19 protein-coding genes are annotated in these 21,862 nt (G+C 73.5%); 8 read left to right on the top strand and 11 right to left on the bottom strand.

Features of this window, described 5'->3' with window-relative positions; all coding sequences use genetic code 11:
• Positions 1-101: 101 nt before the first annotated feature.
• Complete coding sequence (gene ligA, locus OHA84_RS31275) at positions 102-2,147, top strand: NAD-dependent DNA ligase LigA (RefSeq protein ID WP_266968594.1); 2,046 nt, start codon at positions 102-104, stop codon at positions 2,145-2,147.
• On the opposite strand, the gene OHA84_RS31270 is transcribed toward ligA, so the two are convergent.
• The 3 genes from OHA84_RS31270 to OHA84_RS31260 form a co-directional block, all read right to left on the bottom strand.
• A complete protein-coding gene (locus tag OHA84_RS31270) occupies positions 2,137-2,367 on the bottom strand; it encodes a hypothetical protein (RefSeq protein ID WP_266968596.1) in 231 nt (76 codons plus the stop codon). The two genes, ligA and OHA84_RS31270, sit on opposite strands and share 11 nt — an antisense overlap.
• 142 nt (positions 2,368-2,509) lie before the next feature.
• Positions 2,510-3,184 (bottom strand): response regulator transcription factor, encoded by a 675-nt coding sequence (locus OHA84_RS31265; RefSeq protein ID WP_266953161.1) that lies wholly within the window; start codon positions 3,182-3,184, stop codon positions 2,510-2,512.
• A 7-nt stretch (positions 3,185-3,191) separates the two neighbouring features.
• On the bottom strand, positions 3,192-4,400 hold the full coding sequence (locus tag OHA84_RS31260) for a sensor histidine kinase (RefSeq protein WP_266953159.1): 1,209 nt from the start codon (positions 4,398-4,400) through the stop codon (positions 3,192-3,194).
• 270 nt (positions 4,401-4,670) lie between these two features.
• On the opposite strand from OHA84_RS31260, the gene OHA84_RS31255 reads away from it, so the two are divergent.
• Positions 4,671-6,875 (top strand): MMPL family transporter, encoded by a 2,205-nt coding sequence (locus OHA84_RS31255; protein ID WP_266968599.1) that lies wholly within the window; start codon positions 4,671-4,673, stop codon positions 6,873-6,875.
• A 120-nt stretch (positions 6,876-6,995) separates the two neighbouring features.
• Here OHA84_RS31255 and OHA84_RS31250 read toward each other — a convergent pair whose 3' ends face one another.
• Positions 6,996-8,792, bottom strand: coding sequence for an ABC transporter permease/substrate binding protein (locus OHA84_RS31250; protein ID WP_266968601.1), 1,797 nt, complete (start codon positions 8,790-8,792; stop codon positions 6,996-6,998).
• Positions 8,792-9,853, bottom strand: coding sequence for a glycine betaine/L-proline ABC transporter ATP-binding protein (locus tag OHA84_RS31245; RefSeq protein ID WP_323178936.1), 1,062 nt, complete (start codon positions 9,851-9,853; stop codon positions 8,792-8,794). The genes OHA84_RS31250 and OHA84_RS31245 overlap by 1 nt, the downstream gene beginning before the upstream one ends.
• Before the next feature lie 298 nt (positions 9,854-10,151).
• On the opposite strand from OHA84_RS31245, the gene OHA84_RS31240 reads away from it, so the two are divergent.
• The gene (locus OHA84_RS31240; protein WP_371591508.1) at positions 10,152-10,760 is read left to right on the top strand and encodes a VanZ family protein; all 609 of its coding nucleotides are present in this window, start codon (positions 10,152-10,154) and stop codon (positions 10,758-10,760) included.
• 59 nt (positions 10,761-10,819) lie between these two features.
• On the opposite strand, the gene OHA84_RS31235 is transcribed toward OHA84_RS31240, so the two are convergent.
• Positions 10,820-11,746 carry a SigB/SigF/SigG family RNA polymerase sigma factor gene (locus tag OHA84_RS31235; RefSeq protein ID WP_266968603.1) on the bottom strand — a complete coding sequence of 309 codons (927 nt, stop codon included), beginning with the start codon at positions 11,744-11,746 and terminating at the stop codon, positions 10,820-10,822.
• 200 nt (positions 11,747-11,946) lie between these two features.
• Here OHA84_RS31235 and OHA84_RS31230 point away from each other — a divergent pair, with 200 nt between their 5' ends.
• On the top strand, positions 11,947-12,309 hold the full coding sequence (locus tag OHA84_RS31230; protein WP_371591507.1) for a helix-turn-helix transcriptional regulator: 363 nt from the start codon (positions 11,947-11,949) through the stop codon (positions 12,307-12,309).
• Positions 12,310-12,386: 77 nt separating this feature from the next.
• On the opposite strand, the gene OHA84_RS31225 is transcribed toward OHA84_RS31230, so the two are convergent.
• Both OHA84_RS31225 and OHA84_RS31220 read right to left on the bottom strand, forming a co-directional pair.
• Positions 12,387-13,127 (bottom strand): GntR family transcriptional regulator, encoded by a 741-nt coding sequence (locus OHA84_RS31225; protein WP_266968607.1) that lies wholly within the window; start codon positions 13,125-13,127, stop codon positions 12,387-12,389.
• 129 nt (positions 13,128-13,256) lie between these two features.
• Positions 13,257-14,801, bottom strand: coding sequence for an IucA/IucC family protein (locus tag OHA84_RS31220; protein ID WP_266968609.1), 1,545 nt, complete (start codon positions 14,799-14,801; stop codon positions 13,257-13,259).
• A 134-nt stretch (positions 14,802-14,935) separates the two neighbouring features.
• On the opposite strand from OHA84_RS31220, the gene OHA84_RS31215 reads away from it, so the two are divergent.
• The 4 genes from OHA84_RS31215 to OHA84_RS31200 all read left to right on the top strand — a co-directional run bounded on the left by OHA84_RS31215 (position 14,936) and on the right by OHA84_RS31200 (position 19,861).
• Complete coding sequence (locus tag OHA84_RS31215; RefSeq protein WP_371591506.1) at positions 14,936-16,387, top strand: IucA/IucC family protein; 1,452 nt, start codon at positions 14,936-14,938, stop codon at positions 16,385-16,387.
• 33 nt (positions 16,388-16,420) lie between these two features.
• Positions 16,421-17,098: a class I SAM-dependent methyltransferase gene (locus OHA84_RS31210; protein WP_266968611.1), complete on the top strand. Its 678-nt coding sequence runs from the start codon at positions 16,421-16,423 to the stop codon at positions 17,096-17,098.
• A gap of 125 nt (positions 17,099-17,223) precedes the next feature.
• On the top strand, positions 17,224-18,777 hold the full coding sequence (locus OHA84_RS31205) for an FAD-binding oxidoreductase (protein ID WP_266968613.1): 1,554 nt from the start codon (positions 17,224-17,226) through the stop codon (positions 18,775-18,777).
• A 10-nt stretch (positions 18,778-18,787) separates the two neighbouring features.
• Entirely contained in the window at positions 18,788-19,861 is a 1,074-nt protein-coding gene (locus OHA84_RS31200; RefSeq protein ID WP_266968615.1) for a trypsin-like serine protease, read from the top strand.
• Here the strand turns inward: OHA84_RS31200 and OHA84_RS31195 are convergent.
• The 3 genes from OHA84_RS31195 to OHA84_RS31185 are packed head-to-tail and all read right to left on the bottom strand — an operon-like array spanning position 19,798 to position 21,777.
• Positions 19,798-20,211: a hypothetical protein gene (locus tag OHA84_RS31195; protein WP_266953138.1), complete on the bottom strand. Its 414-nt coding sequence runs from the start codon at positions 20,209-20,211 to the stop codon at positions 19,798-19,800. The genes OHA84_RS31200 and OHA84_RS31195 overlap by 64 nt on opposite strands.
• On the bottom strand, positions 20,171-20,803 hold the full coding sequence (locus OHA84_RS31190) for an HXXEE domain-containing protein (RefSeq protein ID WP_266968617.1): 633 nt from the start codon (positions 20,801-20,803) through the stop codon (positions 20,171-20,173). Before OHA84_RS31190 ends, OHA84_RS31195 begins: the two co-directional genes overlap by 41 nt.
• Positions 20,800-21,777, bottom strand: a complete 978-nt coding sequence (locus OHA84_RS31185) for an AEC family transporter (protein WP_266953134.1) — start codon at positions 21,775-21,777, stop codon at positions 20,800-20,802. Before OHA84_RS31185 ends, OHA84_RS31190 begins: the two co-directional genes overlap by 4 nt.
• Positions 21,778-21,862 lie beyond the last annotated feature (85 nt).

The following is a 21,862-nucleotide window of genomic DNA, read 5'->3' as shown; positions in this document are numbered from 1 at the left end:
AAGTTGCTCGAAGTCGGCTGATATCAAGCAACTTTGAGCACGCGCCAGAGGTGTGGACATGAGGACCGGCCATTGTCAGACCCCTGGGTCACCATCGGGACATGACGATCACCGCTCCTTCCGCCCTGGCCACCCGTGACGAGTACGCCGACGCGATCGGCACCGCCATCAGGGCCTCCGCCGCCTACTACGGCTCGGGAGACTCGCCGCTCGACGACGCCTCCTTCGACCTCCTGGTCTCCCTGATCCAGGCGTACGAGGCCGCGTACCCGGAGCACGTGGATCCCGCCTCCCCCACGGGGAAGGTGGCCGGCGGTGCCGTGCCGGCCGGGGAGGTGGCCCACACGGAACCGATGCTCTCCCTGGCCAACGCCTTCGGCCCGCAGGACCTCCTCGACTGGGAGGCATCGCTGGCGCGGCGTCTCGGCGGGCCCGTCACGGGCGGATACGTGGTCGAGCCGAAACTGGACGGCGCGTCACTGGCCGCGCGCTACCACGAGGGAAGGCTGACGCGACTGGTCACTCGGGGCAACGGGGCCGCCGGCGAGGACGTCTCCCACGCGATCGGGACCATCGTGGGCCTGCCCCGCGAGCTGACCACGAACGACTCCTTCGAGGTCCGCGGCGAGGTCCTGCTGACCACCACCCAGTTCGAGCGGGCCAACGAGACACGCGCCGCCCACGGGGCCGCGCCGTTCTCCAATCCGCGCAACGGCGCGGCCGGCACGCTACGGGCCAAGGGCCGCCCGTACACCGTGGAGATGACCTTCTGGGCGTTCGGCGCGGTCGCCCTCGACGACTCCGGGGCACTGCCGCGCGGCCGGCACTCCGAGGTGATGGCGTACGTGGCCGGGACGGGCGTGGGGACGGCGGCGGCCACCGAGGCGGGGATGACGGTGGTCGACACGATCGCCGAGGTCCAGGAGCAGGTGGGGCGGATCTCCGGCCTCCGCGCCGCACTGCCCTTCGGCATCGACGGGGTGGTCGTCAAGCTGGACTCGGCCGCCGAGCAGGCCGCGGCCGGGACGGGATCGCGCCATCCGCACTGGGCCACCGCCTACAAGCTGGCGGCCGTCGAGCGGCGCACCCGCCTGCTGGAGGTCACGTGGGCGGTCGGCCGGACGGGCGTGCTGGCGCCGACCGCCGTCCTGGAGCCGGTGGAGATCGACGGATCGGTGGTGCGGCACGCGACGCTGCACAACCCCGCCGACATCCTCCGGCGCGGGTTGCGGCTGGGCGACACCGTCACCGTCCACAAGGCGGGCGACGTCATCCCGCGCATCGAGGCCCCGGTGGTCGAGCTGCGCACCGGCGCGGAGCGGGAGATCGAACTGCCCGAGGTGTGCCCCGGCTGCCAGGGGGAGATCGACCGGTCGCAGGAGCGCTGGCGCTGCGCGCAGCCCGCCGACTGCGGGCGGATCGCGGCCGTCCTGTACGCGGCGGGGCGCGACCAGTTGGACATGGACGGCCTGGGCCAGACGTATGTGAGGGCGCTGGTGGACTCGGGTCGGGTCCGCGACGTCGCGGACCTGTTCACGCTCGACCACGCGGCGCTCGCGGAGGCGGCCGGCAGCGAGCGGCGGGCCGTGAAGCTGCTGGAGCAGATCGAGGCGGCGAAGGGCAGACCGCTCTCCCGGGTGTTCTGCGCCCTCGGGGTGATCGGCACCGGGCGGGGCATGTCCCGGCGGATCGCGCGACACTTCGTGACGATGGACGCGATCCGGGCCGCCGACACGCGGGCGATGACGGCCGTGGACCTGGTGGGTGAGGCCAAGGCGGCCGCGATCGTGGCCCGGGTCGCGGCGCTGGGTCCGGTCATCGACAAGCTGGTGGCCGCCGGGGTCAACCTCACCGAGCCGATCGCGCCGGTCGTGCCCGGGGCCGAGGAGGGGCCGTTGGCCGGTCAGTGCGTGGTGGTCACGGGGAAGATGACGGGCGCCCTGGCGGCGTACGACACCCGGGACAAGGTGCGCGAGCTGATCGAGCGGGCGGGCGGGAAGTCCGCGAGCGGCATATCGGGGAAGACCACCCTGCTGGTGGCGGGCGAGAAGGCGGGCGGCAAGGTCGCCAAGGCCGAGGCGGCCGGGATCGAGATCCTGGGCGAGGGGGCGTTCGCCGCGCGGATCGCCTCCTTCCTCACTCCCTGACGGGGACCGGCGGGGTCACGACCAGCAGGGGCGGCGCCGGGGACGAGTGGCGGTGGCCGCAGGGTTCGAAGACCAGCACGACGGGCTCTCCAGGGCGCTGACGCCAGGAGATCCGTTCCGGCGTCCCGGTGCAGACCGGACAGGCGGGCAACGGGCTCGGTCGGCGCGGGCACTCGGGCTCGGCCACGAGCGTCGGCGGAATCGAGTGCGGGTCACGCATGGAGGCTCCCTGGTCCGGCGGTTGTGCTGCTGGCACTGTGCCATGCGCGACGCCTCGTACACATGGACGAATCATCCAGTGTTCCGGCTGGTCAGAGGTAGGGTCAGCAGGTCGATTCCGGGCCTCTGCGGGCACTTGGTGATCAAGTGATCCTCCGTTCGACCTCGACCAGGCCCCGTTCGTACGCCGCGATCACCGCCTGCGCGCGGTCGCGTACGCCCAACTTGCCGAAGATGCCGGTGATGTGGTTCTTGACCGTCGAGACGCTGATGTCCAGGTCCCGGGCGATCTCGGCGTTGTCGAGGCCGTGAGCCAACAGCCGCCAGATCTCCAGCTCGCGCGGGGTGAGTCCGTCCGGCAGGGCCGTGGTGCCGGCGGGCCTCGTACGGGGGTCGGGAGCCCGTACGTAGGTGGAGATCAGGCGGGTCAGCAGGCGGGGCGCCACGACGGCCTCGCCGGTGTGGACGGTGCGGACCGCCGCGATCAGCTCCTCGGGGGAGACGTCCTTGGGCAGGAACCCGTGCGCGCCGGCCCGCAGCGCGGCGACCACGTACTCGTCCATGTCGAAGGTACTGAGGGCCAGTACACGGGACTCGGGGCGGACCCGGGCCAGTTCCGCGGTGGCCCGCACCCCGTCCAGGACGGGCATGCGGATGTCCATGACCACCACGTCGGGCCGCAGTCGCCCGGCGAGGTCCACGGCCTCGGCGCCGTCCCCGGCCTCCCCCACGACCTCGACGTCCGGGTCGGGGGCCAGGATCAGCGCCAGACCCCGCCGCACCAGCGGCTGGTCGTCGGCGATCAGCACACGGATCATCGCTGTGTCACTCTCCCTCTCCCCCGGCCGCGCCCGATGTCGCCGGCATGCGGGCCGCCACCCGGAAGCCGCCGCCGTCGATCGGCGCGGCCTCCAGGGTGCCGCCTTGCAGGGCGACTCGTTCACGCATTCCCACCAGACCGTACCCGGCGCCGGGCTCCGACGCCGAGGGGAGCGGGCGGGGCGGCGGCACGCCCGCCCCGTCGTCGCTGACCTCCACCGTGATCTCGTCCGGGCCGTACGTCAGGCGCACGTCGGCCCGTGCGGGTCCCGCGTGCTTGCGGGCGTTGGTCAGGGCCTCCTGCACGATCCGGAAGACCGTCAGGCCGACCGTCGGCGGCAGGGGCCGGGCCCGGCCGTGGACGGTGAACCGGGTCTCCATCCCCGCCAGTCGGGACTCGGTGATGATCCGGCCCAGGTCCCCCGCCCCTGGTTGCGGGGCGGGCGGGGTGTGTTCGGGTTCCTCCCCGGCCCGCAGCACGTCGAGCAGTTGACGCATCTCGCGCAGCGCCATCCGCCCCGAGCCCTCCAGGGTGACCAGGGCGTCCCGGGCTGCCTCCGGGTCGTGGGCGAGGTTGGCCCGGGCCCCGCCGGCCATCAGCTGCATGGTGGTGATGTGGTGGGCCACGATGTCGTGCAGTTCGCGGGCGATGCGGCGGCGTTCCTCGGCCACCGCGCGGTCGGCGAGCAACTTGCGGTGCGCCGCGACCTCGTGCTGCCGGCGGCGGACCGCGACACCCGCGGCGACGACGATGACCGCCGCGACGAGGTTGCCGAAGACACCCCAGCCCGCGTCGACCCACCGCCCGTTGCGGCCGATGAGCGGGATCGGCAGGACGGCCAGGGCACCGGCCGTGACCGCGGCGGGGCCGCGCGTCATGGCGACCGAGTACAGGGCGACGGCCAGGTTGGCCGTGAACCCCGGGGAGAGGGGGCTGACCAGATTGAAGACCGCGGCGAGGACGAGTGCCGCCGCGAACACGCCCACCGGGTGCCGGCGCCGGGCCGGCAGGGCCAGCGAGGCGAGCACCAACAGGCCGAACGCGGGGACGCTGAGGGTCAGTCCGGCGTCCATGGTCCCGATCGAGTAGCCGGTCAGGTCCACCGCGCCGGACCCGATGGCCACCAGGGCGTCATTGCGGGTCCAGGTGAACCCCTGCGCCAGGGCCCGCGGGCCGCGCGGGACGTACGGGTCGCCCCCTCGACGCGTGCTCATGCCGACCGGCCCCCCTCCTCGCCGACCGCACCGGTCCGTACCGCCGCGCCCCGGGTCACGTAGGTGATCCATTCTCCCATCGGGGCGACCGCGGCGCCCGGGCCCGGGGGTGGATCCCCCACCCGGGACCAGGGTCCTGGTTCGGGCCCTCCCCCGGACCCGGGGCCCGGGTGCGGGCTCATCCCGGGCGCCGACGCTTCGGAAGCCGTCCGGTGATGGGCTGGGAGCAGCCGGGAAACCCCGGCTTCGACTCCCGTTACGGAGGATCACGTGATCCGCGCCCTGACCGGCTACGCCACCCGAAGTCCGTGGAAGGTGATCGCGCTGTGGGCGGTGCTGGGCATCGCCCTGGCCCTGCTGGGCCAGGCACTCGTCTTCCGCGCCACCCAGGCCTCGTCGGGCGCCTTCCTGCCGGCCGACTACGACTCGGCCGCCGCGTTGCGGGTCGCCGAGCGGCACTTCGGGGCCAGGCCCGACGCCAACCCCTCCACCGTGCTGGTGGCCCGCGCCGACGGGGAACCGCTGACCGCCGCCGACGAGCGGCGCATCGACGCGGAGGCCGCGAAGCTGGCCCGGCGCCCGGTCGTGATGCCCCGGTCCGAGGACGCGCTTCCGTTCGCGCGGGACCACTCCCAACGGCCCCTGGTCGAACCGGTCGTGACGGCCCCGGATCGGGGATTCCGGTTGCTGTCCGTGGAGCTGACCGGAAACCCCACGGATCCCGGGGTGCAGGACCTGTACCGCGCCTTCCGGGAGCAGGCGCGGGCCGAGTTCGCGGAGGCGGGGCTGCGGACCGGGTTCACCGGTGGCCTGGCCGACACCGTGGACTCCGCGGACGCCGGCAAGACCCGTTCGACCGTCGTGGGCATCGTGATGGTCGTGGTGATCGTGCTGCTGCACGTCCTCGTCTTCCGCAGCTTCCTGGCGGCGCTACTTCCGCTGCTCGCGGTGAGTGTGATCGGGGGCGCGGCGGCGGGCGCCGTGGTCGGTTCGGCCGTGCTGGCCGGGATCGATCTCGACCCGTCCACACCCCAATTGATCAACGTGGTGCTGGTGGGCATCGGCATCGACTACTTCCTGTTCCTGCTGTTCCGCTTCCGCGAGCAGTTGCGCGATCGGCCACAGCAGTCCGGTCGGGCCGCGGCGGCGGAGGTGGCGGGCCGGGTGGGCACGGCGATCACCTCGGCGGCGCTGACCATCGTGGCGGCGTTCTCCACGCTCGGGGTGGCCACGTTCGGCCAGTTCCGGGTCCTGGGTCCGGCCATCGCCGTGGCCGTACTGGTGATGCTGGTCGGCAGTCTGACCCTGATGCCGGCGATCCTCGCCGTCGCCGGGCGCAGGATGTTCTGGCCCTCCCGGGGGTTGAAGGGGCAGCCCCGCGAGGGTGTGGCCGCGCGGATGGGCGACCGGGTGGCCCGACGCCCCCTCACGGTGGTGTTCGCCTCGGTGGCCTTGTTGGGGGCGCTGGCGGCGGGGCTGGTGGGGATGCGGATGGACTACGGGCAGAGCGGCGGGGACGGGGAGCGCACGGCCGCGGCGGGCACGGCGGCGGAGATCGCCGGCGCGCTGCCGGCCGGGGTGTCCGACCCCACCGGCGTCTACGTCACCGCCTCCGACGGGGGCGTGCTGAGCGCGGAGCGGCTCGGGGGGCTCGCCGAGGCGCTCACCGCGGTCGACGGGGTGGGTCAGGTGGCCCCGACCGTCCTGAGCGAGGACCGGAAGGCGGCCCGGATCGACGTGTTCCCGACGGCCGATCCCCATCGGCAGGAGGTCCGCGACCTGGTCTCGGGGCCGATCCGGAACACGGTGGCCGCGCACCGGCCGGCCGGTACCGAGGCGCATGTCGGCGGGACCGCGGCGGTGTTCGCGGACATCTCGAAGGCCGTGGACAAGGACCTGAGGGTGGTCTTCCCGGTGGCGGCGGTCCTGATCACGCTCATCCTGCTGGTGCTGTTGCGCAGCCTGCTCGCCCCGGCCGTCCTGATGATCTCCGTGGGGTTGGGCTTCGCCGCCACCCTGGGCGCCTCGGCGCTGGTCTTCCAGCACGCCCTGGGCCGGTCCGGGGTGGACTTCACGCTGCCGCTGGTGCTGTTCCTGTTCGTGGTCGCGTTGGGCACCGACTACAACATCCTGATCGGCGACCGGATCCGGGAGGAGATGGAGCGGCCCGGTCCGGCCCGTGCGGCGGTGGCCCGCGCGGTGCGGCACACCGCTCCGACGATCGCGACGGCGGGCCTGGTGCTGGCCGCCTCGTTCGGCAGCCTGGCCGTCGGTCCCGGGTCGGCGACGCAGCAGATCGGTTTCGCGACGGCGCTCGGGATCCTGCTCTCGGCCTTCGTCCTGTCGATCGCACTGGTCCCGGCGCTGGCGGCGCTGCTGGGGTGGAGCATCTGGTGGCCGCTGCCGCCGCGCCGGGCGGCGGGCCCGGCCGAGCCCGTACCGGCTCCTGCCGAACCGCGGGTCCGGGTCGGCTGAACCGCGGCCGGATCCGCCGAACCACCGGTCCGGATCCGCTGAACCGCGGCCCGGACGCACGGAAGCGCCGGCGTGCGGAGGAACGTACCGTCTCCTCCGCGCGCCGGCGCCTCGCGGTGCTCAGGCCAGTTTGTCGATCTCGGGGTGATCGGTCAGCCAGGTGCGGACCGCCTGCTGTTCCTTGCCCTTGCCGGCCTCCTGGATCTTGGCTTCCAGGCCGGTCAGCTGCTCCTCGGTCAGCTTGAAGGAGCGCAGCCACTTGGCGACCTCGGGCTCGTCCGAGCCGAAGTCCTTGCGGGCCAGGGTGTGGATGCCGTCGCCCTTGCCCCAGGCCCCCTTGGGGTCCTCCAACTTGGTGAGCTGGTAGGAGGAGTAGGCCCAGTGCGGGGACCACAGGACGACCGCGACGGGCTCCTTCTTCTCGTAGGCCCGCTTCAGCTCGGCGAGCATGCCCGGGGTGGAGCCGTCGACGACCTTGTACTCGCCGTCGAGGCCGTACTCCCCGAGCACCTTGTCCTTGAGGATCGACATCTCGCCGGCGCTCGGCTCGATGCCGATGATCCGGCCCTTGAACTGCCCGGACTTGCCCTTGAGGTCGGCGAGCGAGCGCACGTCCTTCATGTACGAGGGAACGGCCAGCTCCAGCGAGGTCGGACCGTACCAGGAGCCCAGGTCCTCCAGCTTCTTCCCGTACTTCTCCCAGTACTTCGCGTGGGTGACGGGCAGCCAGGAGTCGGTCTGGAAGTCGATCTGTCCACCGGCCAGGCCGGTGTAGAGCGCGCCGGCCTCCAGCTGGCGGGCGTCGACCTCGAAGCCGCGCCGCTCCAGCAGTTCCTTCCAGAGGAAGGTGGAGGCGATGCCCTCGTCCCACGGGATGTAGCCGAGGTTGATCTTGCGGCCCTTGCCGACGTTCTCGGCGCCGCTCGCCGTGGTCTTCGGCTGGTCCGAGCCGCCGAAGGCGCCGAGACCACCCGCGACGAGGGCGAGGACCACGGCTCCGGTGACCGCGTACGCGGGCTGGGGCCGGTGGTTCCACAGCTTGGCGGCGCCGCGCGCGGCGGCCTGGGTCTTGGCCAGGGCGCGCCGGCCGAGCGGGGAGACCTGGCGGCCGAGGGCGCCGGTCATCCGGTCCAGGTACATGGCGAGGATGACGATGGAGATGCCGGCCTCGAAGCCGAGGCCGATGTCGACGTTGCCGATGGCCCGGTAGACGGCTCCGCCGAGTCCGCCGCCGCCGACCATGCCGGCGATGACGACCATGGACAGGCCCAGCATGATGACCTGGTTGATGCCGGCCATGATGGTGGGCAGGGCCAGCGGGAGCTGGACCCGTACCAGGGTGTCGCGCGGGGTGGTGCCGAAGGCGTCGGCCGCCTCGACCAGTTCGCCGTCGACCTGCCGGATGCCGAGTTCGGTCATCCTGACGCCGGGCGGCAGCGAGAAGATGATCGTGGCGATGATGCCGGGCACGACGCCCACGCCGAAGAAGATGATGCCGGGGATCAGGTAGACCATGGCCGGCATGGTCTGCATGAAGTCCAGGACGGGCCGCAGGACGGCGCTGACCCGGTCGGAGCGGGAGGCCCAGATGCCCAGCGGGACCGCGAAGAACAGCGTGACCAGGGTGGCGACCAGCACGAGGGAGAGCGTGGACATGGCTTCGGACCACAGGCCGACGGAGTCGACGAGTGCGAAGCCCACGAAGGCCAGGAGCGCGGCGAGCAGGCCGCGCAGCCACCAGGCGGCGACGGCGAGGATGCCGGCGAACAGCAGGGGCGCGGGGGCGTTCAGGACGGCGTCGATGCCGTCGTAGAGGCCGGTGACCACCGTGCTGATGGCGTCGAACAGCCAGGACAGGTGGCGCTGGAGGAAGTCGACACCGCTGTCGACCCAGGCGCCGAGGTGCAGGCGGGGCATCAGGCTGCCACCTCCGCGCAGTGCATCGGGGGCCGTTGTTCGTCGCCGATGAAGGCGATGAGGCGGTCCTGCGGCACGGAGCCGACCACGGCGCCCTCCTTGTCGGTGACGGCGACCGGGTGCGGGACCCGGGCGCTGACGGCGCACAGTTCGGCGAGCGGGGTGTCGGTGCCGACCGTCGGACAGGCACAGGCGTCGGCGTCCGGGAGCGGGACGTCCATGACGGCGTCCGCCGTGAGGACGCGGGAACGGTCGACGTCCTGGATGAAGGAGGCCACGTAGTCGTCGGCCGGCCGCATCAGGATGTCCTCGGCGGTGCCCAGCTGGACGATCCGGCCGTCGCGCATGACGGCGATGCCGTCGCCGAGGCGCATGGCCTCGTTGAGGTCGTGGGTGATGAAGACGATGGTCTTCTTCAGGCGCCGCTGGAGTTCGAGCAGCTGATCCTGCATGTCGCGGCGGATCAGCGGGTCGAGGGCGCTGAAGGACTCGTCCATCAGCAGCAGGTCGGCGTCGGTGGCGAGGGCGCGGGCGAGGCCCACGCGCTGCTGCATGCCGCCGGACAGCTCGTCGGGCCAGGAGTTCTCCCAACCGCCGAGCCCGCACAGCTCGAGCGCCTCGGCGGCGCGCCGTTCGCGCTCGGCCCGGGGGACGCCCTGGACCTCCAGTCCGTACGCGGCGTTCGCCAGGACGTCGCGGTGCGGAAACAGCGCGAAGTGCTGGAACACCATGCTGATCTTGGTGGAGCGGACCCGGCGCAGCTCGCGCGCGGTGAGCGCGGTGAGGTCCTCGCCGTCGAAGAGGATGCGTCCCGAGGTGGGCTCCAGCAGTCCGTTGAGCATGCGCAGCAGCGTGGACTTGCCGGATCCGGACAGCCCCATGACGACGAAGATCTGGCCGGGTTCGACGCTGAAGGACGCGTCGATCACAGCGGCCGTCGTTCCGTCGGCGCGGAGCTCGTCGCGGTCGGCGCCGCGTTCGAGAGCGCGGACGGCGTCGGCGGCGCCATCGGGGTGTCTGCCGAACACCTTGTAGACGTGCTCGGCCTGGAGCGTGGACACATGCACCTCGCGGGTCGTGACGGGTACGGCGCGCCGATGGGGTCGGCGGGCTGTGGAGCGATGCGGGATCCGCCCGCCCTCGCGCGCGCCGCGTCGACGGCAAGCGGAAGGTTCCGTTCCAGGGGCCCGGGTGCCCTCCCTCAACCACCGCAAACGCCAAGGTGATCCACCTCACGCCGGTGCGAGCGGCGACGTGATGCCCCTCACGCGCACCGGCGTTCGTCGACCCCGCGAGCACGGCCTGCGATCGGCCGGGGTTACCACGGGTCGGGCCGCGATGGCTGGGCATACGGTGCCCATGAATCCGATACGGCACAGGAATCCGGTACCCGGGACGGGAGCGCATCCGGCGCTGCGGGCACTCGCGATGGCGGCCGCGCTGGGGGCGACGGTGGCCTTCAGCGTGGTGCTCGCCCGGCTGACGCTGGAGCCCTCCCCGGCTTCGGAGGCGCTGACGTACAGCAACGTGCACCCGGGGCAGTCGATCCGTGCCTACGTCAATCACGGCACGGCCCGCGAGGCCGCGCGTCAGATCGGCGGGAACCTGCTGCTGGGGGTGCCGTTCGGGGTGCTGCTGCCGGTGCTGGTGCCGCAGGTCCGCGGTCTCGCGCGCGTCGTGCTGTGCACGACGGTCGTGATGACCCTCGTCGAGCTCGTCCAGGGGGCCCTGGTCACGGGGCGGGCCTTCGACGTCGACGACGTGATCCTGAACACGACGGGCGCGCTGCTCGGCTACCTGCTGTTGGGGCGGCGGCTGGGGCGGGCCGTGCATCCGCGGCGTACGCACTGGTGGCACCGCTTCACCCGGCGAGAGGCCGAGGCCGAGGTCGTGAAGCCGCGACCCGCGCGCCCGTGGCACCGCTTCACCCGGCGGCACCCCGAGAGCGAGGGGGGTGCGGCCGGGTGAGGCGGCCCTGGCCGCGCGACGCGGGCCGGGCCGGGGGGTCGGGCGCGGCGGTCCGAAGGTCAGGCGGCGTGCGCGGCCGATCCCTCGGTGTGGTCCGCGTCGGCCAGCATGGAGTCGCGCAGATGAGCCAGGAGCCGCGTCAGCAGACGCGAAACCTGCATCTGGGAGATGCCGAGCGCGGCGCCGATCTGGGCCTGGGTGAGCTCCTCGCCGAAGCGCATCTGGAGCATCCGGCGCTCACGGTCCGTGAGCTGTTCGAGGAGCGGGGCCAGGGACTGGATGTCCTCGACGAGTTCCATCGCCGGCTCGTCCTCGCCCATGACGTCGGCGAGGGTGTGGCCCTCGGTCGGGCCGTCGCTGTGCTCGGTGTGCGGGGCGTCGAGCGAGCCGGAGGTGTGGCCGTTGGCGGCCACCAGGCCCTCGACGACCTCGTCGGCGCTGAGGTCGAGGTGCTCGGCGAGATCGGCGACGGTCGGGGAGCGGTCCAGGCGGACGGTCAGCTCCTCCTTGGCCTTCGCGATGTCGATGCGCAGCTCCTGGAGCCGGCGCGGCACGTGGACGGCCCAGCTGGTGTCACGGAAGTGCCGCTTGATCTCGCCGGTGATGTACGGCATGGCGAGGGTGGAGAACTCGTTCTCCCGGCTCGGGTCGAACCGGTCGATGGCCTTGATCAGGCCGATCGTGCCGACCTGGACGATGTCCTCCATGTCGCCGCCCTCGCCGCGGGTGCGGAAGCGGCGGACGGCGTACTGGACGAGTGAGGCGTTCATCTCGATCAGCGTGTTGCGGACGTACTGGTACTCCGGGGTGCCCTCGGTGAGCTCGCGGAGCCGCTTGAAGAAGACCCGCGACAGTTCGCGGGCGTCCGCGGGGGCCATCTCCCGGGGGTCGTCGATCCGCGGCAGGCCGGCGGCGGTGCTCCGGCGGGGCCGGGGGACGGCGGCGGTGGCGGCGTCGATCTGGGAGGACGGGGCAGGGACCGGCATGGGGGTTCGCTCCTTGGGCTGGTCGGCTTGCGGCGCGTGACCTTGACTGCCGTAGATGCTGGACCTCTTCGGCTCATACGTCAAGAATTACAGGAAATCGCTTTCACGTATTGCATCACCTGAATCAAGTAACGCATCATGAGCATATGGGGACCGCGTCTCAGCGACACAATTGGACTTTCCTCACGAACCACGCACGCGTGCTCGTGACGATCGCGCGAGACCCTGCCGTACGCCTGCGCGACGTGGCCGCCACCTGCGGACTCACCGAGCGCACCGTGCAGACGATCGTCACCGACCTGGAAGCCGACGGATACCTCCAGCGCGTGCGTGACGGACGTCGCAATCGGTACGAGATCTCCGTGGGCGCCGTTTTCCGGCACCCCGCGGAGGCGGGCGTGCAGGTGGCCGGGCTCCTCGCACTCCTCACCGGCGCCCCCGCCGCGCCGGACCGGCGCGCGACCGGGCACGAGACGGCTCGCGCGACCGAGGACGGCGCCGCCCCGCCGACCGGCCGGACGACACCGGAACGGCTGCCCTCGGAGCACTCGCGCCCCGAATGACGACGGCCCGCTCCGGGCGTCGGTCCACCCGCCGAGGTGGGATGTGTCACAGGCCCGGCCCCGCGTCGGCGCCGCCGTCAGCTGACGCGGTACCCGCCCGCCGCCCGGTCCCGGTGGAAGGTCAGCCGGTCCCAGGTCGGGAAGGCCAGGTCGGTGACGGCGAGCAGTCGACCGGAGCCGTCGTGGAGGGTGCGGCGGACGCTCAGCCCGCAGGCGGTGGAGGAGGTCGACGGGTGGCTGGTGCGGGTCATGGTGATGGTCTCGGCGACCCGTCCGGTCGCCGTCGCGTGGTCGAGCCAACGGTGCAGCGGCCCGAGGTCCTCGTCCCGGACGGCGGTGTGGCGACACAGCGCGGACAGTTCGGGGGTGGCGGCCACCACGGCGGGGCTGAGGTAGGTGACCGCGTGCTGGAGGGTCTCGCCCGCCGAGTGCCGTTCGCGGCGGTGGTGCACGAGGGTGCGCTCACCGCCCCTCATGCCGAGCAGCGCGGCGTGGGTCGGAGCCAGGCTGACGAACGCGACCCAACACCGGGCGGGCACGGTGCCGATGGCCGGCGCCGCGGCCGGGACGGGCGCGGGCGCCGCGACGGGCCGGGTGCCGCGCCGGCCGGTGACGATCAGCCCGTCCGCACGCAGGTGTTGGAGCGCGGCTCGAATGGTCTGCCGGTTGACCTGGTAGCGGGCGGCGAGGCTGCGTTCGGAGGGCAGTCTCGCGCCGGGGGTCTGCGCGGTGTGATCGAGCTCCTGCCGCAGCGCTGCGGCGATTCGCTGGTACTTGGGCATGGCGGCCGGGGCGCCGCCCCGCGAAGGGGAGGGCATGGCTACTCCTCTGACGGGTGGTCAAGGACTGCGCGGTCTGCCCGACCAACGTAGCATTGGTCTATACCTTTCAACACCGGAGGAAGGGTCGCCCGGCACCACCTTGGCCGGAATGCCGCGCCCGGTCCGCTACCCCCTCAGCGGGTTCGGCAGCGGCAGGTAGCGCGCGTCCGCGCCGTCCGCCCGGGTCCACCTCAACAGCAGGTTCGTCTTGGCCGGCAGCGACGGGGCGGTCAACAGTTCGCCGATCTCCGCGAGCCCGGTCGCGGCCTGGCAGCGCAGGAACTCCTCCCGGACGGCGGGCCACACCTGGCCGACGACGGCCGGATGCGCCTCGGCCAGCGCCCCGCCGACCTCGGCCAGGTGGTTGACCACCAGGCAGTACAGAAGCCGCTGCCGGCCGGCCTCCGGCGACAGGTCCCCCGGGAGTTTCACGCCCTCCGCGTCGCGGAAGAGGGCCTGCACCGGCATGCCCCGGCCGTCGACCGCGACCAGGCAGTTCTGGAGGTGTGCCTCCAGGACGATCCCCCGCCGGGCGAACAACTCCAGCACGGGGGGCACGACATGGCGCAGATACGCCCGCCACCACCCGGCCGGGTCCGGCGTGGCGGCCAACGGGCTGCCCCGGAAGCCCTCCGCGAGCGCGGCGGCCAGCAGCGGATCGGTCCCCGGCAGCCCCTGTCCGCGCAGTCCGTCGCGGACCAGGACGGCCAGTTCCTCGAAGGCGAACCCGGCGGTGCGGTAACCCCGGTCGGCCAGCCAGACGGCCTGCGAGCCCTCGCGCCGCAGTTCGGCGAAGCCGGCCTCGACGGCGGAGTCCGTGCGCCTCAGCCTCAGCAGGTCGTGCCTCCACAGTCGGCGGACGTCGTTGGTGATGCGGACGTCGAGGCTGAACTTGACGAACACGTCGGCGCTCGGATCGGGCGCGTACAGGGTCCGGATCGAGGCGGTCGGCCAGACCGGGCGCCGGGTCGGTCCGAGGCGCAGCAGCCGCCCGTCGGCGAAGGCCTCGCGCACCGCGGGGAGGCCGCCGACCAGGTCCAGCTGCCAGGGGTGCGCCGGCAGCAGCCGGTACCCGGCGGGCGGGCGCGGGCCGTCGAGGAGGTCGGCGAGCGAGTCGATCGCCTCGGAGGCGGCCGGCGGGCCCTCCTCGACCACCTGGTCCTCCCGCAGGCCGAGCAGGACCAGCGGGAACCGGGCGTGGGCCTCGGGTGCGTACGGCAGCCAGCTCGCGGCGGGCGCGCCTCCCCGCGACTTGGGGGCCGGGTGGTGCGGATGGCCCATCACCAGCGCCTGTTCGGACCGGAGGTAGGGGTCCTGCGGGGCCGGGGCCACGGCCCGGGCGGCCAGCAGCGCGGCGACGGCGTCCCGGCTGTCGGCGATCTCCGTCGGCAGTTCGTCGTTGGAGACGCCCGTGTACAGGCGCAGCTCGTCCGAGGCGAGCTTGACCAGTTCCGCGAGGCCGAGCGGATGCCGGCCGTTCCCGAGGAGCAGTTCCGGCCGCTCGGGCCGGCGTCCGCCCGCCACCCGCAGCAGTCGCCCGCTGCCGCGCAGCCGGTGGAGACCCGCCTCACCTGTGGGATCGGCGGCCTCCCGCAGCAGGCAGTTCAGCAGCGGAGCGGCTGCGAGGGCGTCGGCTGCGGCGTTGAGGTCCACTGGTTCCATTCGATCCATTCGGTGATCATCACCGATCATCAGGTGAACCCCATCATGAGAGGACCAGGACCCTGGACCGCAGCACGCACGTCCCCGTCCCCCCGGCCGAGGAGACCGTCGCCGCCGAGCTGGCCGACGTACGGCCCGATCTCGTGGCCGCGTACGCCGCCGAGCTGGAAGGCGCGCGGGCGGCCGTACTGACCCGGCTCTGGCGGGCGCTGGCCTTCGAACCGCTGCCCTGGGTGGTGCGACGGGAGTCCGGGCCGGATTCGCTGGTGCTCGTCACCGCCTCGGGCGGGCGGCTGGAGGGGCCGCTGCCCGATCCCTACGCCACCGGGTCCCGCGTCACCGAGGTCCGGCTCGACGGCCAGGCGTACCGACACGCCGCACGTCTGGTGTCGGCGCTCGACGTGCCGCACGGGGCCGCGTTCGCCGCCGAGCTGGACGACAGCACGGCCTCGCTGGCGCTGTCCCGGGCGGGGCAGCCCGACCCCGCGACGGACCCCGCCCCGCGAGCGGGCTGGGAGTGGGAACAGCGCGTGGTCGACGGCCACCCCTACCACCCCAACTGTCGCTCCCGTCCCGGCTTCTCGGTGGCGGAGCAGTTGGCGTACGCACCCGAGCACCGGCCGCTCGTACCGCTCGGGATGGTCTCCGTCCGGGCCGAGGAGTGCCTGGTCACCGGGGACTGGCCGGCCGAGCTGCGGGACGGGGGGCACGTGCTGCTCCCGGTGCACCCGTGGCAGGCGGAGCACGTCCTGAAGCAGGGCGGCGCGCGGAGCGGGGGCGGCCCCTTCCCGACCGCGCATCCGCTGATGTCGCTGCGGACCCTCGCCCCGGTCGGGGGCGGACCCCATGTGAAGACCTCGCTGAGCACCCGGCTCACCTCCTCGGTGCGGGACATCTCCGGCTATTCGATCGAGACGGCGGCCGCCGTGTCCGCCTTCGCGCACTCCGTGTCGGAGCGGCTCGGCGGCCGCCTCCACGTCACCCGCACCCTGGCCGCCGCGACCGCGCACAGCCCGGACCTGGCGACGGTCTTGCGCGAGCCCCCGGAGGCGTACGCGGGCCCGGGCGAGCGGGTCGTTCCGGTGGCGGCCCTCGCGGGCACCCCGCTCGCCGCCTCGCCGGCCTGGCGGGCGGACTTCGCCGGCCTGGCCCTGTCGGTGTGCCTGGAGGTGTTGGACCTCGGGGTGGCCCTGGAGGCCCACGGCCAGAACCTGCTGGTCGTCCTCTCCCCCACCGGGTCGCCGCTGCGGCTGGTCTACCGCGACCTCGCCGACATCCGGATCAGCCCGGCCCGGTTGGCCCGGCACGGGCTGGCGGTGCCGCCGGTGTCGGGACGGCTGGTCACCGACGACGAGACGGTGCTGCGGCGCAAGCTGTTCGGCTCGCTGGCGGCCGGGGCCCTCGCCGCCACGGCGGGGTCGGCGCCCGCGCTGGGCGAGGCCCTGGGGCGATTGGCGGACCTCCCCGCCACGGCGGACACCGAGGCCCTGCGGTCCGGGCCGCTGCCGGTCAAGGCACTCACGCTGATGCGGCTCAGCCCCGGCACGCCGGGCGACCAGTGGGCCGACCTTCCCAATCCGCTGTGCGGGGGGTGAGTCCGGCCTCCGCGCGGGCTACTGTCCAGGGGCATGAACGCCACCTCGAACCTGCATTCGGTGCGGGTGTCCTATGACGCCGTCGCCGTCGACTACGCCCGGCTCCTGGAGTCGGAGTTGGCCCGCAAACCGCTGGACCGCGCGATGCTGGCCGCCTTCGCCGAATGCGTGCGGGACGGGGACGGCGGCCCGGGTCGCGCCGTCGCGGACCTGGGTTGCGGCCCCGGCCGGGTGACGGCGCACCTGAGCGGTCTCGGCGTGCGGGCCTTCGGCGTGGACCTGTCGCCCGCGATGGTGGCGGTGGCCCGTCGGTCCCATCCGGGACTGCGGTTCGAGGTGGGTTCCATGGCGGCGCTGGACGTGGCCGACGGGGTTTTGGGCGGGGTGTTGCTCTGGTACTCCACCGTGCACACCCCGCCACAGGACCTGCCGCCGGTGTTCGCCGAGTGCGCGCGGGTGCTCGCTCCGGGCGGCCACCTGCTGATCGCGTTCAAGGCCGGGGAGTACCGGACCCGGCTGGAGCGGGCGTACGGGCACCCCGTCGACCTCGACGTGTACGGGGTCCCGCCGGAGCGGGTGGCCGCGCTGCTGACCGGGGCCGGCCTGACCGAGGTGGCCCGCCTGGTCCGCGAACCCGATGACGGGGAACGTTCCCCCCAGGGCTTCCTGCTGGCCCGCACCCCCGATACGGACGCACCCGGTCCCCCGTGACCCGGTGCGTCCGGCCGGGCGGGGGGGAACGGGGAGGAGCGGGTTCCTGGGCCGTTCGGGGGGCAACTCGACCTTTGTGGTCCCGCCTTCGCCCCGAACCGGCCGGCCGATGGCAGGAAGGGGGCATGAGCCCGCACCGCCGTCAGGTCCTCACGAGCGCGGCCGCCGCAGTCCTGGCCACGGTCGGGGCGACCGCGCGGGGTCCCTCGGACCCCGTACGCCGTCCCTCCCGGCGCCCAGGACGCGGCCCCGACTTCGCCGCGCTCGCCCGCTCGTTGGACGGGCGGATCGTTGTGCCGGGCGACCCGGACTACCCCGAGGCGCGCCGGCTCTTCCAGCCCCGTTACGACACCCTCGCGCCGCTCGCGGTGGCCTATCCGGCGCACGCCTCGGACGTGGCCGCCTGCCTGGACTTCGCCCGTCGTTCCGCCGTGCCGGTGGTGCCGCGCGGTGGCGGCCACGGCTACGCGGGCTGGTCCGGCGGCGACGGCGGGCTCGTGGTCGACGTCGGGGCGATGGCCGAGGTGGCGGTCGAGGGGGACGGGGCACGGATCGGAGCCGGCGCCCGCCTCGGCGAGGTCAACGCCGCGCTCGCCGCACGCGGTCGGGGCATCCCGACCGGGCTGTGTCCCTCGGTCGGGATCGCCGGGCTCGCGCTGGGCGGCGGCATGGGACTCGCCTCGCGGGTGCACGGCACCACCTCGGACGCGTTGACCGGCGCCCGGGTGGTCACTCCCGACGGCGTCGTCCGCGAGGTCGACGCGGGACACGATCCCGACCTCTTCTGGGCGCTGCGCGGCGGTGGCGGCGGCAACTTCGGCGTGGTGACGGAGTTCCGGTTCCGCACCCACCCGGTCGGGGACGCGGCCTTCGCCGAACTGCACTGGTCGGGCGCGCGGTCCGCGGCGGTGCTGAGCGGCTGGCAGCGCTGGTCGAGCGGGCTGCCGGACCCGTTCTGGAGCCACGTGGAGTTCGTGATCGAGTCCGGTCCGGAGCCCGTGCCGTCCGTCAAGGTGTTGTGCTTCGACGGGCGGGACGAGCTGGAACGGCAGTTGACCCGGCTGTCCGATCTGGTCGGCCGGGAACCGCGGGACCGTCACCTCGTCGTACGGGGGTACGGGGACACCCTGCGGGCCATGGCCGGCTGCGAGGAGCGGGCCGCCGCCCGGTGCCGCCTGCCGGGCACGCTGCCCGGCCACGACCCGCGCGGGGTGATCGGCCGGTCCTCGTACGCGGCCCGCTCGGACTTCTGGACCGGCGCCGGGCTGCCGGAGGCGGCCGTCCGGGCGGTGTTGGCCGCCGTGCGCGGCTACGCGCGGGCGGCGCCGGCCGGTGGGCGGGGCGTGGTCCAGTTCCTCGGGGAGTGCGGCGGGGCAATGAACCGGCCGGCCCCCTCCGACACCGCCTTCGTCCACCGCGACAGCGCGTTCCTGTCCCAGTACCTCGCCTACTGGCCCGAGTCCGCGTCGGCCGGCGAGGTGGCCCGGCACCAGGGCTGGCTCGACGGGCTCTGGCAGGACCTGCGCCCCTGGGCGAGCGGTCGCGCGTACCAGAACTACGTCGATCCGAAGCTCGTCGACTGGCGCGCCGCCTACTACGGGACGAACCTCACCCGCCTCCAGGAGGTCCGACGCGCCCATGACCCGAACCGGTTGTTCCGCTTCCCCCAAGCGATCTAGGGAGCCCCGCATGCGACGCACCTTGACCATGGCGGCGGCAGCGACCGCGCTGGCGCTGCTCGGCGGCCCGCTGCCGGTCGCCGAGGCCGGCACCGCACGGGCCGTCGGCCGGTGGTCGGTCCGGGAGGCGCAGTCCTTCTGGACCGCCGAACGAATGGCCTCCGCGACCCCGGCGCCCCTCGCACCGGACGCCGCCCCCGACTCGGCCGTACCGGCCGGTGCCCGGGGCGCGGGCCGCGCCCCGGATACGGCCGCCGGCCCGGCCGTCACCCCGGTGACCGCGGCCTCGGCCGGCCCCGTATCCCGACCGTCCGCCGAGTCCGACCGGGCCGGGGACACCGTCGGCGCCGCTCTGGCGGGCCCCGGCACCGGCGCGAACTTCGACGGCATCCCGGTCGTCGGCAGGATGTTCGTCATGAAGGGCGCCGGCGCGTACTTCTGCACGGCGAGCGTGGTCGCCTCGCCCGGCCGCAACCTGGTGCTCAGCGCCGCGCACTGCCTGCTCGGCTCCGACACCCGGAAGGTGGCCTTCGTACCGCGCTACACGGCCCGCAACCCCCGGCCCTACGGCATGTTCCCCGTGCTGCGCGACGCCAAGGGCCGCTCGAAGGTGTGGATCCACCCCCGCTACCGCAGCCAGGGCGCCAACCGGGCGGCCACCCTCGACGTGGCCTTCGCGCAGGTCGGACCGGGCTCCAAGGGGCGCCGGGTGCAGGACGTGGTCGGCGGGAACCGGCTGCTCACCGGTGGCCCCTACGCACACCCCCGGGTCACGCTGATCGGCCATCCGTCGTCGGCCGCCCGCCCCCGGGTGTGCGTCAACCGGACCACGAAGTTCACCAGCAAGGACGCGCGCATCCCCGGCTCCTTCCTTCGCATCGCCTGCACCGGATACCCCGGTGGGACCAGCGGCGGCCCGTTCCTGGCGCGTTACGACGCGAAGACCAGGACCGGGGACGTGATCGGGGTGATCGGCGGCTGGAAGACGGGCGGGGACACGCCCGACGTCTCGTACAGCTCCTACTTCGGCAAGGAGGTCAGGGCCCTGTTCGACACCGCCGTCGCCGGCGCCCGCGTCGGGTGAGGCACCCGCGCCCAGCGGGTCCGGCGCGGATTGCCGACCGTACGCGGCGTGGCCGGAACCCCCTCGGCGGTCAACGGGTCGGCGGGCGACAACTCCAGCCGGCGGCGCAGTTCCGCGAGGGCCGTGTGCACCGGCGCCAGGACGACGTCGGCGCCCGGACGGATGAACGCGAGGGCGTGCGCGGTGGTTTCGATGGCTTCGGCGGCGTCCTCGGCGGCGGTCCGGCTCCACCCGCCCGGTTCGCAGGCGCCCCGAGGCGCGACGGCGTCGTAGAGGTGGCAGGCGGCATCGGCCGCGGCGTCGGCGCGTTCAGCGACGCCCGGCGCCGCGGTGGTCGGCAGGGGCTCCATGCGCGGTGAACGAGCGGCACCCGCCCGGGGGAACGAGCGCGGGACGCCGGATCAGCCGGGCCGCGGCGTGCGTGGTGGCGGTGGCCGCGGCGGCCAGACCGAGGCCGAGTACTGCGTCGCGCGCCCGGGTGGGCCGCAGCACACCGGCGCGGCGCAGCCGGCCGCGGGCCCAGAGGGTGAAGGGGACCACGATCAGCGGGGACGTGACGACCCCGGGGGTGTAGCCGCGGGTGGCGGCGGAGTTGGCGAGGTGGACCAGCCCGTGCAGGCCGAATCCGTGCAGGGAGGCCTGGTAGAAGGCGGAGCGCCCGCCGGTGCGCAGACCGTCCGCGGCGGCCGCCGCGACGATCAGGCCCATGAATCCGACGGCCGTGGCGAACTCCCGTCCGTCCACCTCCGTGACGCTCCGCCAGAACCGTTCGGGCACCCGGGGGTGGCGCTCGCGCAGGACGGGCACCCGGGTGCGGGACCAACGGGCCATGGTGGCGACCTCTTCCAGGTCGTGCGCGATCCAGGCGGCCAACAGCCCGAGGGTGGCTGCCTTCAGGGCGGGATCCGGCGGGTTCGCGGTGTTCGCACGTTGTTCGATCATGAGACGACAGTCTGCAACCACAGGGGCAGCAGCAGGAGGGAAACCATCGAACTCTTGATCACGAGCGAGGCGGAGAGGTCGACACCCACGTCGTAGCGCTGCGCGAAGATGAACAGGTTCTGCGGGGTCGGCATGGCCGCGATCAGGACGAGGTACGCCAACCAGTCGCCCCGTACGCCGAACAGCCACCCGCACACCGCCCAGGCCAGCAGCGGGAACGCCAGGCACTTGAACCCGATCAGCAGCAGTTCCTCGCGCGTGGTGCCGCGGACGTCCAGCCCGGCTCCCCCGAGGTGCAGACCCAGCGCGAACAGGGCGACCGGGGAGGCGCTGTCGCCGACGAACGCGGCACCCTCCAACACCACTCCCGGCACCCGCACCGACAGCAGGTTCAAGACGATTCCGGCGTTGCAGGCCAGCACCAGCGGAGTGGCGAGCGAGGCCGCGACGGCGCGCGCGAGCTTCGTCCGGGGACCGCCGGTCCCCGGTCCGGAGCGGCCGAGTTCCATGATGGCGATGACGACGAGGGACAGCACGCAGACCTGGAAGAGCAGCACGGGGAAGATCGGCGCCGCGGTCCCGAACACGGTGATGAAGACGGGCACCGCGAAGTACGCCGTGTTGACCTGCACGCCGGCCATCACACGCAGCGCCACCGCGCGCGGCTCGCGCGTCCCGCGGGCGACGGCGACGAGGGCGACGACCGCGGCGGCGAGGGCGGCGGCGGCCGCGTAGCCGCCGATGGCACGCCAGTCGAACAGGGCGCCGAGGTCGCTCGCGTAGATGTTGCCGAAGAGGTAGCAGGGCACCGCGAAGAGGAAGGCGTAGTCCGCGAAGGCCTTGGAGGCCTCCGCGGGGACGGTCTTGCGCCGTGCGAGGAACACCCCACCGCCGAAGGCGAGGAGCACCGGCAGCAGTTTCTCCAGCGCGGCCGCGGCCCCCATGCGTACCGACTCCCCCGTGCCGATGATCATCTGATCGGCGTCAGTCTATGCCGACCCCCAAGCGGCCCGAGGGGCCGGAACCGGCCGGTGTCCCCGGGGTCGGGCGTGGGCATCA

Origin of the sequence: Streptomyces sp. NBC_00513 (assembly GCF_041431415.1) — a bacterium.
Classification (GTDB): domain Bacteria; phylum Actinomycetota; class Actinomycetes; order Streptomycetales; family Streptomycetaceae; genus Streptomyces.
This window is presented reverse-complemented; position numbering and strand designations above follow the sequence as displayed.